11 protein-coding genes and 3 pseudogenes are annotated in these 17,950 nt (G+C 74.7%); 10 read left to right on the top strand and 4 right to left on the bottom strand.

The genetic code is table 11. The annotated features are described in order from the left end of the window. Positions 1 to 96: 96 nt before the first annotated feature. A complete protein-coding gene (locus ACFYM6_RS24255; protein WP_387278928.1) occupies positions 97 to 1,938 on the bottom strand; it encodes a M48 family metallopeptidase in 1,842 nt (613 codons plus the stop codon). Positions 1,939 to 2,211: 273 nt separating this feature from the next. Between ACFYM6_RS24255 and ACFYM6_RS24250 the strand changes: the two genes are divergently transcribed. Together ACFYM6_RS24250 and ACFYM6_RS24245 are read left to right on the top strand one after the other, a co-directional pair. Further along, positions 2,212 to 3,237 (top strand): prephenate dehydrogenase, encoded by a 1,026-nt coding sequence (locus tag ACFYM6_RS24250; protein WP_387278926.1) that lies wholly within the window; start codon positions 2,212 to 2,214, stop codon positions 3,235 to 3,237. A 5-nt stretch (positions 3,238 to 3,242) separates the two neighbouring features. Further along, a complete protein-coding gene (locus ACFYM6_RS24245; RefSeq protein ID WP_387278924.1) occupies positions 3,243 to 3,896 on the top strand; it encodes a nucleoside/nucleotide kinase family protein in 654 nt (217 codons plus the stop codon). A 12-nt stretch (positions 3,897 to 3,908) separates the two neighbouring features. On the opposite strand, the gene ACFYM6_RS24240 is transcribed toward ACFYM6_RS24245, so the two are convergent. Together ACFYM6_RS24240 and dapD are read right to left on the bottom strand one after the other, a co-directional pair. Then, positions 3,909 to 4,466, bottom strand: a complete 558-nt coding sequence (locus ACFYM6_RS24240; RefSeq protein ID WP_387278922.1) for a sugar O-acetyltransferase — start codon at positions 4,464 to 4,466, stop codon at positions 3,909 to 3,911. A 125-nt stretch (positions 4,467 to 4,591) separates the two neighbouring features. Then, entirely contained in the window at positions 4,592 to 5,599 is a 1,008-nt protein-coding gene (gene dapD, locus ACFYM6_RS24235) for a 2,3,4,5-tetrahydropyridine-2,6-dicarboxylate N-succinyltransferase (protein WP_387278920.1), read from the bottom strand. Positions 5,600 to 5,681: 82 nt separating this feature from the next. On the opposite strand from dapD, the gene dapE reads away from it, so the two are divergent. Further along, positions 5,682 to 6,752 (top strand): succinyl-diaminopimelate desuccinylase, encoded by a 1,071-nt coding sequence (gene dapE / locus ACFYM6_RS24230; protein ID WP_073834954.1) that lies wholly within the window; start codon positions 5,682 to 5,684, stop codon positions 6,750 to 6,752. A gap of 66 nt (positions 6,753 to 6,818) precedes the next feature. Here dapE and ACFYM6_RS24225 read toward each other — a convergent pair whose 3' ends face one another. Continuing rightward, positions 6,819 to 6,980, bottom strand: a complete 162-nt coding sequence (locus tag ACFYM6_RS24225) for a hypothetical protein (protein ID WP_387278918.1) — start codon at positions 6,978 to 6,980, stop codon at positions 6,819 to 6,821. Between the two features lie 156 nt (positions 6,981 to 7,136). Between ACFYM6_RS24225 and ACFYM6_RS24220 the strand changes: the two are divergent. The 7 genes and pseudogenes from ACFYM6_RS24220 to ACFYM6_RS24190 form a co-directional block, all read left to right on the top strand. Next, positions 7,137 to 7,970, top strand: a pseudogene (locus ACFYM6_RS24220) (TIGR00730 family Rossman fold protein); the annotation flags it as partial. Positions 7,971 to 8,104: 134 nt separating this feature from the next. After that, entirely contained in the window at positions 8,105 to 8,650 is a 546-nt protein-coding gene (locus tag ACFYM6_RS24215) for a TIGR00730 family Rossman fold protein (protein WP_387278916.1), read from the top strand. Positions 8,651 to 8,814: 164 nt separating this feature from the next. Continuing rightward, a complete protein-coding gene (locus ACFYM6_RS24210) occupies positions 8,815 to 12,390 on the top strand; it encodes an ATP-dependent helicase (protein ID WP_387278914.1) in 3,576 nt (1,191 codons plus the stop codon). A 16-nt stretch (positions 12,391 to 12,406) separates the two neighbouring features. Further along, a pseudogene (locus ACFYM6_RS24205) lies at positions 12,407 to 15,035 on the top strand (ATP-dependent helicase); the annotation flags it as partial. A gap of 98 nt (positions 15,036 to 15,133) precedes the next feature. After that, positions 15,134 to 15,856: pseudogene (locus ACFYM6_RS24200) on the top strand (RecB family exonuclease); the annotation flags it as partial. A gap of 206 nt (positions 15,857 to 16,062) precedes the next feature. Further along, on the top strand, positions 16,063 to 16,266 hold the full coding sequence (locus ACFYM6_RS24195; protein ID WP_007464836.1) for a cold-shock protein: 204 nt from the start codon (positions 16,063 to 16,065) through the stop codon (positions 16,264 to 16,266). Positions 16,267 to 16,484: 218 nt separating this feature from the next. Next, positions 16,485 to 17,792, top strand: a complete 1,308-nt coding sequence (locus ACFYM6_RS24190) for a DEAD/DEAH box helicase (protein ID WP_387278912.1) — start codon at positions 16,485 to 16,487, stop codon at positions 17,790 to 17,792. Positions 17,793 to 17,950 lie beyond the last annotated feature (158 nt).

The following is a 17,950-nucleotide window of genomic DNA, read 5'->3' as shown; positions in this document are numbered from 1 at the left end:
GGCCTGCCCGCACAGCGGCCGGCCGCCCTGACGTGCCTGCCGGCCAGGTGGGATCCGCGCGGCGGCCGGCCCCTGCGGGCCGGCCGCCGCGTCGCGTCAGTCGTTGATCTGCGCGAACACCCGCAGCAGGGTGTCCCGGCTGTGCTTCTCCAGCAGCTCGCTGGCCATCAACTCCTGCACCTGCACCGTCCGGCCGTCGTGCAGGGTCAGCGTCGCCTTCAGCGGCACCTGCTTGGTCACCTCGGCCGAGCGGATCTCCTCGTACGGCAGGTAGGGGTTGCGGGCGGCCAGCTCGGCGATCGGTGTCGCGCCGAGCACCTGCTTGAGTCGCTTCTCACCCTCGTGGGACTTCCCCGGGTCGGGGACCAGGACCAGCCCGTTGTCGAGCACGAACACGTCGTGCTCCCGGCCGTCGATCTTGATGTTGGCGAGGGCGCCGATCAGGTCGGCGTTGCGCGCGGAGGCGCGGGCCTGAACCACCGTCGACTGCCGTACGTCGACACCGCGTTCGGCCAGGCGCGCCAGCGCCTCGTCCAGGGTCTCCGGGGAGACCGCCAGCTTCGCGATCTCGGCCAGGTCCCAGGGTTCGCCCGAGCGGCCGACCAGCCGGGCCGGACCGGACCAGGAGAGCTGCCAGTACGCCTGCCCGGAGCGCACCGCCGCGTTGTCGAGCAGCGTCTCCATCGGCCCGGCGAAGGCCGCCGCGGCCTCCTTGCGGGTGGCATCGGGGAAGAACTGCTCGGCGAACTCGCCGAGCCGGCGGTCGCGGACCAGCTCCAGGATGGTCGGCAGGCCCGGCGACGGCGTGCCGGTGAACCGGCCGGCCGCCCGGTAGAGGTGGTCCGCCTGCTCCTGCCCCGAGGCGGCCACCGACTCCGCGGTGAACTCGGCCCAGGGCAGCAGCCGCCGGGATCCGTACGCGACGACGGCGCCCTGCAGGGCGCGGCCGGCGGCGGCCACATCGGCCAGCATGATCCACGCGGGCCGGTCGTCCGGCGCCACCGGCACCGGTGGCATCTGGGCGATCGCGGCCACCCGGACCCCGACCGGCGGGTGGGTGTCCCAGCGGGACGGCTCCCGGTCCGGGGCATTCTCCCGCACCTCGTCGATCTCGTCGCGGCGCGCCTGGAGCAGGTGGCCGAAACCGCCGAAGAAGTCGTCCGGCGCCAGCCCGGCCGCCCAGCCCGGCTCGATGTACCGGCTCTCGTAGAAGTTCCAGGCCGCGCCGATCGCGGGCAGCGTACGTAGCGCGGAGGTCATCGCCTCGTGGCCGGCGAGGCGTACGGCCGCCTGGTCCGCCTCCAGCTCCTGTCGCCGCACGTTGGCCCGGTCGACCAGCAGGTAGAGCTTCGAGTATCCCTTGAAGACCCACCCGATCGGGTTGCGCGGGCTGATCCGCTCGATCGTCTCCTCGATGGCCAGTCGGCCCCGGTAGGCGACCCCACCCAGGCGGGTGTGGCTGCCCGAGTAGTGGCCGAGCTCGTGCGCGAGCACCGCGCGGAGCTGGTCGACCCGCATCCCTTGGAGCAGCGGCAGGCCGACGTAGAGGGTGCGCCGGCCGCCGAGCAGGCCGAGCAGGCGGCTCTGCTCGGTGACCGCGGCGTTCACGTTCGGCACCAGGCGGATCTCGTCCGGCGCCCGGGTGCCGACCGCCTGCGCCAGCTCCCGTACGGTCGCCCAGAGCAGCGGCGCCCCCTGCTCGGCCAGGACCAGGCCGGGTGCCGGCTCGCTCCTGACCCTGATCGCCTTCCACAGCCCGACGGCCACCGCACCGAGGGCGAGCAGCAGCGGGAGCAGGAGCTTCACGGTCAGCACGCCGGTGGTGTGGTGGAACAACCACACGCCGAGCGCGGCCACCGCGGCGAGCTGCAGCAGCGCGACGACGTAGAAACCGATCAACATGACCACCGAGGCGAGTGCCCGGTACGTCGCGGACATGTGTTTCCTTTCCCCGTGAGAAGCGCCCGCCGTCGATGCCGGGCGGGTCGCCGGGGACCGTACGACGTGAGCGCTGCTCGGACAACCCCCTTCCGTCCCCATCCGACCGCCCCTGCGATTCGCGGCGACGATCACGGGGGAGGGCGGCGCAGGTGGCCGTCGCTGGAAGCGCACGGTGACCGGGGGTCGAGGCTGCGGCCCGGACGTTATCCTCGGCGGGACTTCCAGCGGGGCCGACCCGGCCCCCGTACGACGGGACGCCGAGGTGGGTCGATGACGGGCGGGACCGGCGGATTGGCGCGGGCGGCGGTGGCCGGCACCGGCCTGATCGGTGGCTCGGTGCTGCTCCGCCTCCGGGACGCCGGGCTCGACGTGACCGGCTGGGACCCGGACCCGGCGACCCGGCGGTACACCCAGCGGCAGGGCGTCCTCGCCCCGGACACGCTGGAAGAGGCGGTCGCCGGCCGGGACGTCGTCTTCCTCTGTGGCCCGCTGCCCACGCTGCCCCGGACGCTGGCCCGGGTGGCTGCCGCCACCGACGACCGGTGCGTGCTCACCGACGTGGGCAGCACCAAGTCGGACGTCGCCACCGCCGCCATGCTGCACGGGCTCGGGCACCGGTTCGTGCCCGGCCATCCGATGGCCGGCGCCGACCGGGCCGGCCTCGCCGCCGCCAGTCCGACCCTGCTCGACGGGGCCGCCTGGGTGCTCTGCCCGGGGCCGACCGGGCTGGACGCGTTCCGGCGGCTCGCCGCGCTGGTCATCGACGTCTTCCACGCCCGGGTGGTGCCGATGTCCGCCCCGGAGCACGACACCGCCGCGGCGCTCGCCTCCCACGTGCCGCACCTGCTCGCCGGCGCGCTGGCCGGGGCGGTGCAGCGGGCCGCGCTGCGTGACGCGGTGCTGTCGCTCGCCGCGGGTAGCTTCTCCGACGGCACCCGGGTGGCCGGCGGCCCGCCCGAGCGGACCGCGAACATGCTGCTCGGCAACCGGGAGCGGGTGCTGACCGAGCTGGACGCGGTCCGCGCCGTCCTCGACGAGCTCGCCGACGCGTTGCGGGCCGGGGACGCCGGGGCGCTCACCGGCCGGCTCGACGAGGGACGGGCGGCCCGGGCGGCGCTGGGTGAGCGCTCGTTCACCACCCACCGGTGCGAGTTCCCGGCCGGCGCGGAGCACGCGGGCGAGCTGGCGTACCTGCGGGAGTTGGGGGCGGCCGGCGGCCACCTGACGGGCTGCCGGGTGGCGGCCGGGGCGGTCACCTACACGGCGCACCTTCCGGCCGCCCCGCCACTAGGGTGAGAAACATGGCGGACGCTCCGGCGCAGGTGCTCCCCGTCGAGGAGCTGGTGGCCCGGGCGCGCGCCCTCGCCGACGCCGGCCCGCGGCAGCTGCTCGGCATCGCCGGTGCGCCCGGGGCGGGCAAGTCCACCCTGGCCGAGCGGATCGTCGCCGAGGTCGGGCCGCTCGCCCGGCTGGTGCCGATGGACGGCTTCCACCTGGCGCAGTCGGCGCTGGTCCGGCTGGGCCGGGACGGACGCAAGGGGGCCCCGGACACGTTCGACGTCAACGGGTTCGTCACCACCCTGCGCCGACTGCGCCGGATCGAGCCCACATCGGTCTGGGCACCGGCGTTCCGGCGCGACCTGGAGGAGCCGATCGCCGGGTCGATCGAGGTGCCGCCGGAGGTCCGGCTGGTGGTGACCGAGGGTAACTACCTGCTGCTCCGCGACGACCCGTGGGAGGAGGTACGCACCCTGCTGCACGACGTCTGGTTCCTCGACCTGGACGCCGAGCTGCGGGTGCGCCGGCTGACCGCCCGGCACGAGGCGTACGGAAAGACCCCGGAGCAGGCGCGAGCCTGGGCGCTCGGCAGCGACGAGTCGAACGCCGCCCTGGTCGCCGAGACCGCCGGGCACGCCGACCTGGTGGTCCGGCTGGCCCAACCGCCGCCGCGGTGACGGGCCCGCCGCTCAGCCGAGGGTGCGTACGGGTCGCGCCGGGTTACCCACGGCCACCACGTTGGCGGGCAGATCCCGGGTCACCACGGCACCCGCGCCGACCACGGTGTTCTCCCCGATGGTGACTCCGGCCAGGACGATGACCCCGCCCCCGAGCCAGACGTTGTCCCCGATCGTGATGGGCTTCGCCGCCTCCCACTTGGCCCGCCGGGGCTCCGGCTCGACCGGGTGGGTGGCGGTGAGCAGTTGCACGTTCGGTCCCAGTTGGACGTCCGCGCCGATGGTGATCCGGGCGACGTCGAGGAAGACCGCGTTGAAGTTGACGAAGGTGCGCGGGCCGAGGTGGGTCTGCCAGCCGTAGTCGCAGTAGAACGGTGGCCGGACCCACGCGCCCTCGCCCACCGTGCCGAGCAGTTCGCGCAGTGCGGCGAGCCGCCCCTCGGGGTCGTCGCCTGAGCTGGTGTTGAACCGTTCGGTGAGCCGGGCCGCCCGGTCCAGATCGGCGGCGATCTCGGGATCGTCCGCGATGTACAGCTCGCCGGCGAGCATGCGTTCCTTCATGGTGGTCACGACGAAATCATGCCCGGTCGGGTGCCCGGGGACAGCGCCGGCAACACCGTGTCCGTCCGGGTCCGCGGTCTCCCGCCGCGGAGCCGACGGCGGACGGGCCGGGGCGGCCACAGCCCCGGCCCGCGTCAGTCGTTGGCGTGCAGGGCCGCGTTCAGCTCGATGCCCCGGCCGGTACGCGGCTTCGCCTCCAGCGCTCCGGTGACCGAGTTGCGCCAGAAGAGCAGCCCGTCCACCCCGGAGAGCTCGCGGGCCTTGACCACCCGGCCGTCCGGCAGGGTGATCTTCGAGGCGGCGGTGATGTAGCAGCCGGCCTCCACCACACAGTCGTCGCCGAGCGAGATGCCCACCCCGGCGTTCGCGCCGATCAGGCTTCGCTCGCCGATCCGCACCTTGTCGGTGCCGCCGCCGGAGAGGGTGCCCATGATCGAGGCGCCGCCGCCGATGTCGGAGCCGTCGCCGACCAGCACGCCCTGCACGATCCGCCCCTCGACCATGGAGGTGCCGAGGGTGCCGGCGTTGAAGTTGACGAAGCCCTCGTGCATGACGGTGGTGCCGGCGGCCAGGTGCGCGCCGAGCCGGACCCGGTCCGCGTCGGCGATCCGCACGCCGGAGGGGACCACGTAGTCGGTCATCCGGGGGAACTTGTCCACGCCGTAGACGGCGAGGTGGCGGCCGGCGGCCCGCTCGATGACGCGCAGCTCGTCCACCCGCTCGGGTGGGCACGGCCCGGCCGAGGTCCAGGCCACGTTGGCCAGCTTGCCGAAGATGCCGTCGAGGTTGAGCTCGTTGGGCCGCACCAGCCGGTGGGAGAGCAGGTGCAACCGGAGGTACGCGTCGGCGGCGTCCTTGATCGGATCGTCCAGCGAGCCGATCACGGTGACCACCTCGACCGTACGCAGGCCGGGCAGCGCCCGCGCGCCGACCGCGCCGGGCGGCAGGTCGAGCACGTCGGCCTGGTCCTCCCCGGGGACCAGCGGCAGCTCGCCGAGTCCCAGCTTGCCGGTCGGGTACCAGGTGTCGAGCACCTGGTCGTCAGCGGTGACGGTGGCCAGTCCGATGCCCCAGGCTGGTTCTGAGGACGTCACAGTTGCACCTTTCGTTCGCGGCTGGGGGCTCGCAAGCTCGGCTCCCATTCCCGCGCGACCGCGTCCCACGCGAGCCGCCCAGGAACGCTCGCTCCTCGTGCTCACCGCAGATGACGGTACCGTGCCAACCATGCAGAACCCGCTGACCCCCGAGGTCTTGGCTGATCCGGTGGCGCTGACCCGCGCCCTGGTCGACATAGAGTCCGTCTCCCTCAACGAGAAGGCCATTGCCGACTGCGTCGAGGATGTGCTGCGGGGCGTACCGCACCTGACCACGTTCCGGCACGGCAACACGGTGATGGCGCGCACCGACCTGGGCCGGGCGCAGCGGGTGGTGCTCGCGGGCCACCTGGACACCGTTCCGCTCAACAACAACTTCCCGTCCACCATGCGCGGCGACCTGATGTACGGCTGCGGCACCTCCGACATGAAGTCCGGGGTGGCCTTCGCGCTGCATCTGGCGGTGACCCTGCCCGACCCGCGCTACGACGTCACCTACTTCTTCTACGAGGCCGAGGAGATCGAGTCGAAGTACAACGGTCTCACCCTCGTCTCCCAGGCCCACCCCGAGTGGCTCCAGGCCGACTTCGCGGTGCTGCTGGAACCGACGTACGGGATCGTCGAGGCCGGCTGCCAGGGCACCATGCGGGCGATCGTGTCGACCACCGGCGTACGCGCCCACTCGGCGCGCTCCTGGCACGGGGTGAACGCCATCCACGCGGCCGGCGAGGTGCTGCGGCGCCTGGCGGCGTACGAGGCGCGGCGGGTCACCATCGACGGCTGTGACTACCGGGAGGGCATGAACGCGGTCCGTATCCACGGCGGAGTGGCCGGCAACGTGGTGCCGGACCGGTGCGAGGTCGAGGTCAACTACCGCTTCGCCCCGGACCGGACGCCCGAGCAGGCCGAGGCGCATCTGCGCGAGGTCTTCGCCGGCTTCGAGCTGGCGATCACCGACGCGGCGGCGGGCGCCCCGCCCGGCCTGACGGCCGCCCCCGCGCAGGAGTTCCTCGCCGCGGTGGGCGCCGCCCCGATCGGCAAGCTCGGCTGGACCGACGTGGCCCGGTTCGCGGCCATGGGCATCCCGGCGCTGAACTTCGGTCCCGGTGACCCGAACCTGGCCCACCACCCCGACGAGCACGTCGAGCTGACCAAGATCAGAGACGGCGCGGCCACGCTGCACCGCTGGCTCGCCGCCTGACCCCGGGTACGCGATCGGGGGGCCCGCGTCGGTGACGCGGACCCCCCGGGTCGTTCCGGCGGACGGTCAGCCGGCCGTCGTCAGCGAGGCGTCCGGCTCGGTGGTCTCACCGGTGAGGTCGGTGTGGTGGGCTTCCATCATGCGGGCGCGGCGGCGCTCGGCCACCACGTCGCGGATCCGCCGCTGCATCTGCCGGCGGATCCGGATCATCTCGGTGTTGCTGATCAACGCTGGCTCCCTCCCCCGAAGGTCGCGCCCGGGGCATACCCCGTATGTGAATAGTAAGACGTACGAGCGAGCGAATTAGTTGCCCAAGATCGCCAAGAATTTCTCCGGCTCGCCCGGCTCCGCACCACACTGCGGTGGCTCCACTACGGTGGCTCCATGAGCCAGAGCAACGGGCGGCAACCCGGCCGCGGGCCGAGGGGAGAACGGCACCGGGGTGCCGTCACGCTGCGCAACCGGGCCATCCCGACCAGCACGGCCGACCAGCGGCTGCTGGACTCCCGGGGCCGGGGAGACTGGAAGACCAGGGACGCCTGGCGGGCGCTGCGGATCCTCTCCGAGTTTGTCGAGGGCTTCGACACCCTCGCCGACCTGCCGCCCGCGGTCAGTGTCTTCGGCTCGGCCCGCGCCAAGCCGGATAGCCCCGAGTGCCGGCTCGCCGAGGAGTTGGGCGCCGCCCTGGCCCGCGCCGGCTACGCGGTGATCACCGGCGGCGGCCCGGGGGTGATGGAGGCGGCCAACCGGGGGGCCAGCGAGGCGGGCGGGCTCTCCGTCGGGCTCGGCATCGAGCTGCCGTTCGAGCAGGGCATCAACGAGTGGGTCGACCTGGCCATCGACTTCCGCTACTTCTTCGCCCGCAAGACCATGTTCGTCAAGTACGCCCAGGCGTTCGTGGTGCTGCCCGGCGGCTTCGGCACCATGGACGAGCTGTTCGAGGCACTCACCCTGGTGCAGACCGGCAAGGTCACCCGCTTCCCCGTGGTGCTGATGGGCATCGACTACTGGCGGGGCCTGATCGACTGGCTGCGGGACAGCATGGCCGGCGAGGGCAAGATCGGCCCGACCGACCTGGAGCTGATCTGCCTCACCGACGACGTCGAGGAGGCGGTCCGGCACATCGTGGAGGCCGAGGCGGTGCTCTCCGCCGAGCAGGAGGCGATCCGCGAGGAGGCGGTCGCCCGGGTCGCCGCCGACCAGCAGGCCGCCGCCGAGGCCGCGCCCGAGCCCGCGTCTGAGGATCGGGCCAGGGCTGCTGCCGAGCCGTCGGCGGGGCTTTCACCCGAGCCCGCGCCCGAGGGGCCGGCCGGGGACCAGCCCGGGGAGCGCCCGGCGGGGCGGGGCTGACCGTGGCCGCGATCTGCGTGTTCTGCGCCTCCTCCCGTACCCTCGACCAGCGCTGGTTGGACCTGGCGGCCGAGACCGGCGCGGAGCTGGCCCGGCGCGGGCACACCCTGGTCAGCGGCGGCGGCTGCGTCGGCATGATGGGCGCGGTGGCGGACGGCGCGCGGGCCGCCGGCGGCTACACCCTCGGGGTGATCCCGCAGGCCCTGGTCGACCTGGAGGTCGCCGACCTGGCCGCCGACGAGCTGCTGGTCACCGACGGGATGGCCAGCCGAAAGACCCTGATGATCGACAAGTCGGACGCCTTCATCACGCTGCCCGGCGGGCTCGGCACCCTCGACGAGCTGTTCGAGGTGTGGACCACGGCCACCCTCGCCCTGCACGCCAAGCCGATGGTGCTGGTCGACGCGGACGGCTTCTACCGACCGCTGCTCGACTGGCTGCGTACCCTCGCCGACCACCACTTCCTCAAGCCGGCGGGCCTCGACCTCCTCCTGGTCGCCGACACCGTCCCCGCCGCCCTGGACCTCCTCGACACCCACCTCACCTGACCCACCACCCACCCCCACCCCCGCCCGGGCCGGGCCCGATCCAGGCCTGTCGATCATGAGGTTGACCGTGAAGTTGATCTCTGTGGGTGCCGCCAACCTCATGATCAAGCAGAAGGGGCGGGTGGGGGCGGTGGGGTGTCGTACCGGCGTGGTGGGATGAGGCGGTGCAGGCGTACCGGTTGGTGCGCCGGCCTGGCGGCGCGGCGACGGGGGTCGGCCGTGCCGGCGGGGCGGGGCAGGGGGTCGGTCGGCCCGGTGTTGGGGCGACCTTGGCGGAGCCGCGATCCGGGGGGTCGGCGGACGATGCCGCCTACCCGCCGCCGCGCCGGCCCGACCCGGCACAGGCCGAGGTGGTCGCGCACACCGACGGGCCGATGCTGGTGCTCGGCGGCCCGGGCACCGGCAAGACCGACACGCTCATCGAGGCGGTCGCCGCGCGGGTGGCGGAGGGCGTCGACCCCGAACGCATCCTGGTGCTCACCTTCAGCCGGCGGGGCGCCACCGACCTGCGCCACCGGATCGAGGCGCGGATCGCCGGCGCCGGCCAGCCTCACCAGGGCGGGCGAGCGGCCAGCAGTCCGCCCGCGGCGAGCAGCACCGCGACCCGGCCCGCCCGGGTGGTCCGCGAGCCACTGGTCCGCACCTTCCCGGCGTTCGGGTTCGGCCTGCTCCGCCGGGCCGCCGCCGAGCGGGGCGAGCCGTCGCCCCGGCTGCTCACCGGTCCCGAGCAGGATCTGATCATCCGCGAGCTGCTCGACGTGGTCGGCGAGGAACCCGCGGACGACCCCGTCGGCTGGCCGGCGGACCTGCGCCCCGCGCTGCGGACCCGGGCGTTCGCGCAGCAGCTCCGCGACCTGCTGATGCGCGCCGCCGAGCGGGGTGTCGGCCCGGTCGAGCTGGCCCGCCTGGGGGAGAAGCTGGGCCGCGCCGACTGGCCGGCCGCCGCCCGCTTCCTCCGGGAGTACGTGGCCGTGCTCGCCCTGCGCGACGTGAGCAACCGGGGTTCGATCGCGTACGACCCGGCGGAGCTGGTCCGGGCCGCCACCGGGATGCTGCGCGACGACCCGGAGCTGCTGGCGGCCGAGCGCCGCCGGCTGGCCCACATCTACGTCGACGAGCTCGCCGACACCGACCCCGCCCAGCTCGAGCTGCTCGCCGTCCTCGCCGGCGGGGGGAAGTCCCTGGTCGCCTTCGCCGACCCGGACTCCTCCACGTACGCCTTCCGGGGCGCCGACCCGGCCGGCGTGACCACCTTCCCGCACCGGTTCCGCACCGCCTCCGGGGCGCCGGCCGCGCAGGTCACGCTGACCACGTCCTACCGGGCCGGTCCGGAGCTGCTGGCCGCGACCGCCCGGCTGGCCCGCCGGCTGCGCGGCCCGGCGGGGCACCGGCGGCTGCGACCGCTGCCCGACGCGCCGCCCGGCACGGTCGAGGTACGCACCTTCCGCTCGGCGACCAGCGAGTCCGCCTGGCTGGCCCACGCCCTGCGCGAGGCGCACCTGCTCGACGGGGTGCCCTGGTCCCGGATGGCGGTGCTGGTCCGCGCCACCGGCCGGCAGTTGCCGTCGCTGCAACGCGCCCTGCACACCGCCGGCGTGCCGACCGTGGTGCACGGCGAGGACCTGCCGCTGCACCTCCAGCCCGCGGTGGCCCCGCTGCTGCTCCTGCTCCGCTGCGCCCTTGAGCCGGACCGGCTGGACGATGAGGCCGCGGTCGCCCTGCTGCACTCGCCGCTCGGTGGCGCCGACCCGCTCGCCGAGCGGCGGCTGCGCCAGGGGCTGCGCGCGCTCGCGCTGGCCGCCGGCGACCGCCGCCCGTCCGGCGAGCTGATCGTCGAGGCGCTGGGCGACCCGGCCGAGCTGGCCACCATCGAGCGGCGCTGGGCGGCGCCCGCCCAGGCGGTGGCGCACCTGCTGGCGACCGCCCGGCAGGCCGCGGCCACGCCCGGGGCCACGGCAGAAGACGTGCTCTGGGCGGTGTGGCGGGAGAGCGGGCTGGCCGAGCGCTGGGCCGGCGCGATCACCCGGGGCCGGGCGGCCACCGGCGAGCACGAGACCGCGCAGCGCTGGCGGGCGGAGGCCGCCGACCGGGACCTCGACGCGGTGCTGGTGCTCTTCGACGCGGCGGCCCGGTTCACCGACCGGCTGCCCGGTGCGCGTACCGAGGTCTTCCTCGACCACGTGCTCGGGCAGGACCTGCCGGCCGACACTCTGGCCGCCAGCGCCGACCGGGGCGAGGCGGTGCGCCTGCTCACCGCGCACGCCGCCAAGGGCCTGGAGTGGGACCTGGTCGCGATCGCCGGGGTGCAGGAGGGCGTCTGGCCGGACCTGCGGCTGCGGGGCAGCCTGCTCGGCTCGGAACGGCTGGTCGACGTGCTCGCCGGCCGGGCCGACGACACCGGGGTCCGGGCCAGCCTGGTCGGGCAGACCTCGGCACTGCTCGACGAGGAGCGGCGGCTGTTCCACGTCGCGGTCAGCCGGGCCCGGCGTCGACTGCTGGTCACCGCGGTCGCGTCCGCGGCGGTCGGCGGCGACGACCACGAGGAGCAGCCCAGCCGCTTCCTGCACGAGCTGGGTGCCACCGAGCCGCCCGCGACCGGGGGCGGCGCGGCCCCCGCCGGCCCCGACCCGGCGCCGAAGCCGGCCGGTCCCGGCTCCGCACCACCCGACGACGGGCCGGTTCCGACCGTCGACGAGGACCCGCAGGGGGCGCCGCCGGCCGCCCTGCCGGTCACCCTGCCGCCGCGCGGGCTCACCCTGTCCGCGCTGGTGGCGGAGCTGCGTACCGCGGTCACCGACCCGGCGGCGCCGCCCACCCGGCGGCATGCGGCGGCGGCCGAACTGGCCCGGCTGGCCGCCGCCGGGGTGCCCGGCGCCCACCCCGACGACTGGTGGGGGCTGCGCGGCCTCTCCGACGACCGGCCGCTGGTCGACGAGGGCGAGCCGGTCCGGGTCACCCCGTCGGCGATGGAGAGCGCGCTCCGGTGCAGCCTGCGCTGGCTGCTCGAACGGCACGGCGGCAGCGCGCCGGCCAGCGCCGCGCAGGGCGTCGGCAACCTGGTGCACGCCGCCGCGATGCTGGCCGAGGACGCCAGCGTCGACCGGACCACCCTGCTGGAGTACGTGGCCGCCCGGTTCGACGCGATCGAGCTGGCCGCCCGCTGGATGGTCGGTCCGGAACGCGCCCGCGCCGAGGCCATGGTGGACAAACTGCTCCGCTGGCTGGCCGGCAACCCGCGCCGGCTGCTCGCCATCGAGCACGAGTTCGCGGTACGCCTCGACGACCCGCACCGGCCCGTCGAGCTGGCCGGCCGGGTGGACCGGCTGGAGGTCGACGCCGAGGGGCGGCTCGTGGTGATCGACCTGAAGACCGGCAAGTCGACCGCCGTCACCGAGCGGGAGGTGGCCGAGCACCCGCAGCTCGGGGCGTACCAGGCAGCGGTCGAGGCGGGGGGCTTCGCCGAGTTCGGCGCCGAGTCCGGGGGCGCCGCACTCGTGCAGCTCGGCACGTCGGCCAAGGACGCCAAGGAGCAGGCCCAGGCCGCGGCCGGGGAGGGACCGGCGGCCGGCTGGGCGACGGCGCTGGTCCGGCGTACCGCGGATACCATGGCCGCGGCCACCTTCGCCGCGGTCGCCAACTCGAAGTGCCGGGTCTGCCCGGTCCGGACGAGCTGCCCGGTGTCCGGTCAGGGGCGCCAGGTACTGGAACCGCCGACCAACCCAGCGCCCCGGGAAGAGTGAGCGCGAGGACGATGCCGTGACCCAGCCCGCGCTCTTCGGCGCCGCCACCACCCCGGCGCCGCGGACCGCCGACTCCGGCCCGCGCTACACCCCGGTCGAGCTGGCGAAGTTGTTGCGGCTGCCGGCGCCCACCCGGGAGCAGGCGGCGATCATCGCGGCACCGGTCGAGCCGCTGCTCGTGGTCGCCGGTGCCGGCTCCGGCAAGACCGAGACGATGGCCGCCCGGGTGGTCTGGCTGGTCGCCAACCAGTACGTGCGACCGGAGCAGATCCTCGGCCTCACCTTCACCCGCAAGGCCGCCGGCGAGCTGGCGCACCGGGTGCGTACCCGGCTCGACCAGCTCATCCGCCGGCTCGGCCGGCGGGGCCGGGACTCGCACGACGACCCGCTCGCGGGCGAGCCGACCGTCTCCACCTACCACTCGTACGCCGGGCGGATCGTCACCGAGCACGGGCTGCGCGCCGGGTACGAGCCGACCACCCGGCTGCTCACCGAGGCGTCCCGCTGGCAGCTCGTCGACCTGCTGGTGCGCAACTACGACGGGGACATGTCCGAAGTGGACCGGATGCCCAGCACCATCACCGACGCGGTGCTGGCGCTGGCCGGGGAGCTGGACGAGCACCTGGTCGACCCGGACGAGCTGGCCGCCTGGACCGGCCGGTTCTACGCCGAGGTGCAGTCCCGCCCCGGCCGGGTCTACGCCGACGTGCGGAAGGCGTTGCAGTTCCAGCGGACCCGGTTGAAGCTGCTGCCGCTGGTCCGTGCGTACGCCCGGCGCAAGGACGACTTCGAGGCGATGGACTTCGCCGACCAGCTCGCCCGGGCCGCCCGGGTGGCCCGGGACCACCCCGGCGTCGGCGTGATCGAGCGGGACCGGTTCCGGGTGGTGCTGCTCGACGAGTACCAGGACACCAGCCACGCCCAGGTGGTGCTGCTCAACGCGCTCTTCGGCGGCGGCCACCCGGTCACCGCGGTCGGCGACCCCTGCCAGTCCATCTACGGCTGGCGCGGCGCCAGCGCCGGCACGCTGGACCGGTTCCCCACCGAGTTCGCCCGCACCGACGGCACCCCGGCCCAGGTGCTCAGCCTCACCACGAGCTGGCGCAACCGGCCGGAGATCCTCGGCGTGGCCAACGCGCTGTCGGTGCCGCTGCGCGCGGCCGGCGCCCGGGTGCCCGAGCTGCACGCCGCGTTCAGCGTCCGCGAACCGATCCCGCACCGCAGCCCCCGCGGTCAGGCGGCCGGCACCGTGCACTGCGCGCTCCTCGAGACGTACGCCGACGAGGCCGAGTGGATCGCCGACAGCGTGCTCGCCGCCTGGCGCGGGGCGGCCGGGATGCCGGACGCGCTGCCCGAGCACATCCCGGTGCCCCGGCGGCCCACCACCGCCGTGCTGGTCCGGCTGCGCAGCCAGATCCCCGCCATCGAGTCGGCGCTGCGTGCCCGGGGCCTGCCGGTCGAGGTGGTCGGGCTCGGTGGCCTGCTGGACACCCCCGAGATCCGGGACGTGGTCTGCACGCTGCGGGTGCTCGCCGACCCGACCGACGGGGCGGCGCTGCTGCGGCTGCTCACCGGCGCGCGCTGGCGGATCGGACCGCGTGACCTGGTCGCCCTGCACCGGCGGGCGAAGGCCATCGCGAAGGCGCGCCGGGAGCTGGCCGGCGAGGACGGGCCGGAGATCACCGTGGACGCGCTGGACGAGGCCACACTGGTCGAGGCGCTCGCCGATCTCGGGCCCGCGCAGGCGTACTCGGCCGAGGGTTACGCCCGGCTGCGGTCGTACGGGATGGAGCTGGCGCTGCTGCGCTACCGGCTGGACCAGTCCCTGCCGGAGCTGATCGCGGACATCGAGCGGACCATCGGCCTGGACGTGGAGGTGGCGGTCCGGGCCGGCCGGGACGGCACCGGCGACGCCGGACTGGCCCGCGGCCACCTGGACGCGCTCGGTGACGTGGCGGCCCGGTTCTCCGGCGAGACGCCCGGCGCCACCCTCGCCGGCTTCCTCGCCTACCTGGCCGCGGCCGAGGACGAGGAGCGCGGCCTCACCCCCGGCGAGGTCGAGGTGGTGGAGGGCGCGGTGCAGATCCTCACCGCGCACGCCGCCAAGGGCCTGGAGTGGGACGTGGTGGCGGTGGCCGGACTGACCCGGGGGGTCTGGCCGGGGCCGGTCCGCAACTCCGACCACTGGCTGGGCGGGCTGGGCGTGCTGCCGTTCCCGCTGCGCGGCGACGCCGACGGGCTGCCCGAGCTGGGCCTGGCCGGGGCGGAGGACCAGCGCGGGGTGGCCCGGGCGCTGGAGGACTTCACCGACGCCTGGCGGGCGCACGACGAGCGGGAGGAGCGCCGGCTGGCGTACGTGGCGGTGACCCGGCCCCGACGGCTGCTGCTCTGCTCCGGCTACTGGTGGGGGGAGGGCACGAAGAAGTTCCGCGGTCCTTCGGTGTTCCTACGCGAGGTGCACGACGCCGGCCTGGCCGGTGCGGACGGGCACCTGGTCGACGAGTGGGCGCCCGAGCCGGCCGGCGACGCGGTGAACCCCACCACCGAGACGGTGCTCCGGGCCGAGTGGCCGGCCGACCCGCTCGGTGCCCGCCGCCCGGCGTTGGCCGAGGCCGCCGTGCTGGTCCGCCGCTACCTCGCCGATCCCGAGGCGGCCCGCCGCGAGGCCGCGCTGTCGCCGGGGCCCGCCCCTGCCGCCGGCCTGGCCGAGGAGCCGGCCCGGGGAGCCGGCGAGCCGTCCGCCGGGGACCCCGAGGTGGTCCGCTGGCGGCGGGAGGCCGACCTGCTCCTCGCCGAGCGGGCCGAGCTGGCCCGCCGCGCCGAGGCGGTCGAGGTGGAACTGCCCGGCCATCTGTCGGTGACCCAGCTGGTGGCGCTGCGGCGCGACCCGGAGGCCCTGGCCCGGGCGCTGCGCCGACCCATGCCCGCCGAGCCGAACCCGTACGCCCGGCGCGGCACCGCGTTCCACGCCTGGCTGGAACAGCGCTTCGGTGCCGACCGGCTGCTGGACGTGGACGAGTTGCCCGGCGCGGCGGACGACGACGCCGCCCCGGACGAGGCGCTCACCGAGCTCCAGGAGCGCTTCCTGGCCAGCGAGTGGGCCGACCGGATGCCGGTGGAGGTGGAGGTGCCGTTCGCCACGGTGATCGCCGGGGTGGTGGTCCGGGGGCGGATGGACGCCGTCTTCGCCCGCCCCGGCGACCGGTACGACGTGGTCGACTGGAAGACCGGCCGGCAGCCCGGCGGGCGGGAGGCCGACGCGGCCGCGGTGCAGCTGGCCGTCTACCGGCTGGCCTGGGCCGAGCTGGCCGGCGTACCGGTCGAGCGGGTGGGCGCCGCCTTCCACTACGTCCGGGACGGGGTCACCGTCCGCCCCGCCGACCTGCTCGACGCCGCCGGGCTGACCGCGCTGGTCGCCGGGGTGCCGGAAATTTCTCCGGACGTTCCGACGTTGCCCAATCCGTGATAGGTTAGGCGCGTTGCAGTTTTGGTTTCCAGAGACTCTGTGTGCGCCTGGCGGATTGTGGCCCCAGGCGCTCTTTGTTGTGTCCGGAGTTCTCCGGGCGGGGCGACCAGAAGCGACAGGCGGTCCACGCATCCGACGCGTGGGGCGCTCCTCTTTCGGCCCGCAACAGGTGCGGGTTCGAACGTTCCGTCAAGGAGACGAAACAAATGGCTATTGGCACCGTCAAGTGGTTCAACGCTGACAAGGGCTTCGGCTTCATCACCCCGGACGGCGGCGGCGCCGACGTCTTCGCCCACTTCTCGGCGATCCAGTCCTCCGGCTACCGGAGCCTGGACGAGAACCAGCGGGTCGAGTTCGAGGTGACCCAGGGCCAGAAGGGCCCGCAGGCGGAGAACATCCGCCCGCTCTGATCTTCGGATCGACCAGCAACACCCACCACGCCCTCCGGGTGTGGTGACCGACCGGTCCGCCGCGCCGCCCACCCGTACCGCGGGCGCGGCGCGCTGCGGCGGACCGGTCCGCACCCCTTCGGTTCGTGCTTGTGAGTCCCGGCGGACGAGTCCGCCCGGACAGCGCCGTTTCCCGGCGCCCTCCCTCGACACGTGCCGCGTCGAGGAAGGCCTTTCGCATGACCACCGTCATTCCGTCGTTCGCCCATACCGGGCTGGCTCCGGTGCTGCTCGCCGAGCTCTCCGCCCAGGGCATCACCGAGCCGTTCCCGATCCAGTCGGCGACCCTGCCGGACTCGCTCGCCGGCCGGGACGTGCTCGGCCGGGGCCGTACCGGCTCCGGCAAGACGCTCGCCTTCGGGCTTCCGCTGCTCTCCCGCACCGCCGGTCGCCGGGGCCGCCCGGGCCGTCCACTCGCCCTGGTGCTGGTGCCGACCCGTGAACTCGCCCAGCAGGTCAACACGGCACTCGCCCCGTACGCCCGCGCCGTCGGGCTGCGCTGCGTCACCGTGGTCGGTGGCCTCTCCATGCAGCGTCAGGCGGACGCGCTGCGCGCCGGTGCCGAGGTGGTCGTGGCCACCCCGGGCCGGCTGCACGACCTGATCAACCGGGGTGACGCCCGGCTCGACCAGGTCGCGATCACCGTGCTCGACGAGGCCGACCAGATGGCCGACATGGGCTTCCTGCCGCAGGTCGTCAAGCTGCTGGAGCAGGTCGCACCGGACGGCCAGCGGATGCTCTTCTCCGCCACCCTGGACGGCGGTGTCGACAAGCTGGTCCGCCGTTTCCTGACCAACCCGGTGTCGCATTCGGTCGACCCCGGCACCGCCACGGTGACCGGGATGACGCACCACGTGCTGCACGTCGACGCCGTCGACAAGCCGGCCGCGCTGGCCCAGATCGCCGCCCGCGAGGGCCGCACCATCCTGTTCATGGGAACCAAGCACCGCGCCGATCGGCTCGCCCGCCAGTTGCTGGCCAAGGGGGTACGCGCCGCCGCGCTGCACGGCGGCAAGTCGCAGCCGCAGCGCACCCGGATCCTCGAGCAGTTCCGTACCGGTCAGGTGACCGCGCTGGTGGCGACCGATGTGGCGGCCCGCGGCATCCACGTCGACGGGCTCGACATGGTCGTCAACGTGGATCCCCCGACGGAGGCGAAGGACTACCTGCACCGGGGTGGGCGTACCGCTCGAGCGGGGGAGTCCGGCACGGTGGTCACCCTGGTCCTACCCGAGCAACGCCGGGATGTGGCCCGCTTGATGAGCGCGGCTGGCATCAGGCCGCAGTCGAGGCAGGTTCACCCCGGCGACGAGGCCCTCGCCCAGGTGACCGGTGCCCGCGAGCCGTCCGGCGTGCCGGTGACGATCACCGCCCCGCAGCCGGCTCCCACCTCGCGGCCTCATCGGGCGGGCGGGGCTGACGGCATCCGCTCCCCGCACCGCACCTCCAGCCGCTCGCGCCGTCCGCGTCGTCCCCGATCCGCCTGATCCCTCAGCAGGGCACGGCGGAAAGTGGCTTCCGGGGCGGCCACGGCCCGGTCGAGACACCGGGGTGACGGCCCGCCTCTGGGTCGGGGATCAGCGGTGGTTGCGTCCGATGGGCGACTGCGTGCAGCGGTCGTTCTCGCGATACTCGCCTCTCTGGG

This window comes from Micromonospora sp. NPDC006431 (assembly GCF_042870725.1).
In the GTDB taxonomy this organism is placed as follows: Bacteria; Actinomycetota; Actinomycetes; order Mycobacteriales; family Micromonosporaceae; genus Micromonospora.
The sequence above is the reverse complement of the archived record's forward strand: the minus strand, read 5'-3'. Positions and strand labels throughout refer to the sequence as shown.

Coding starts and splice junctions, on each gene's coding strand:
- dapE (WP_073834954.1), top strand. CDS start 5,682: ATGCAGAACCCGCTGACCCCCGAGGTCTTGGCTGATCCGGTGGCGCTG.
- ACFYM6_RS24190 (WP_387278912.1), top strand. CDS start 16,485: ATGACCACCGTCATTCCGTCGTTCGCCCATACCGGGCTGGCTCCGGTG.
- ACFYM6_RS24255 (WP_387278928.1), bottom strand. CDS start 1,938: ATGTCCGCGACGTACCGGGCACTCGCCTCGGTGGTCATGTTGATCGGT.
- ACFYM6_RS24250 (WP_387278926.1), top strand. CDS start 2,212: ATGACGGGCGGGACCGGCGGATTGGCGCGGGCGGCGGTGGCCGGCACC.
- ACFYM6_RS24245 (WP_387278924.1), top strand. CDS start 3,243: ATGGCGGACGCTCCGGCGCAGGTGCTCCCCGTCGAGGAGCTGGTGGCC.
- dapD (WP_387278920.1), bottom strand. CDS start 5,599: ATGGGAGCCGAGCTTGCGAGCCCCCAGCCGCGAACGAAAGGTGCAACT.
- ACFYM6_RS24195 (WP_007464836.1), top strand. CDS start 16,063: ATGGCTATTGGCACCGTCAAGTGGTTCAACGCTGACAAGGGCTTCGGC.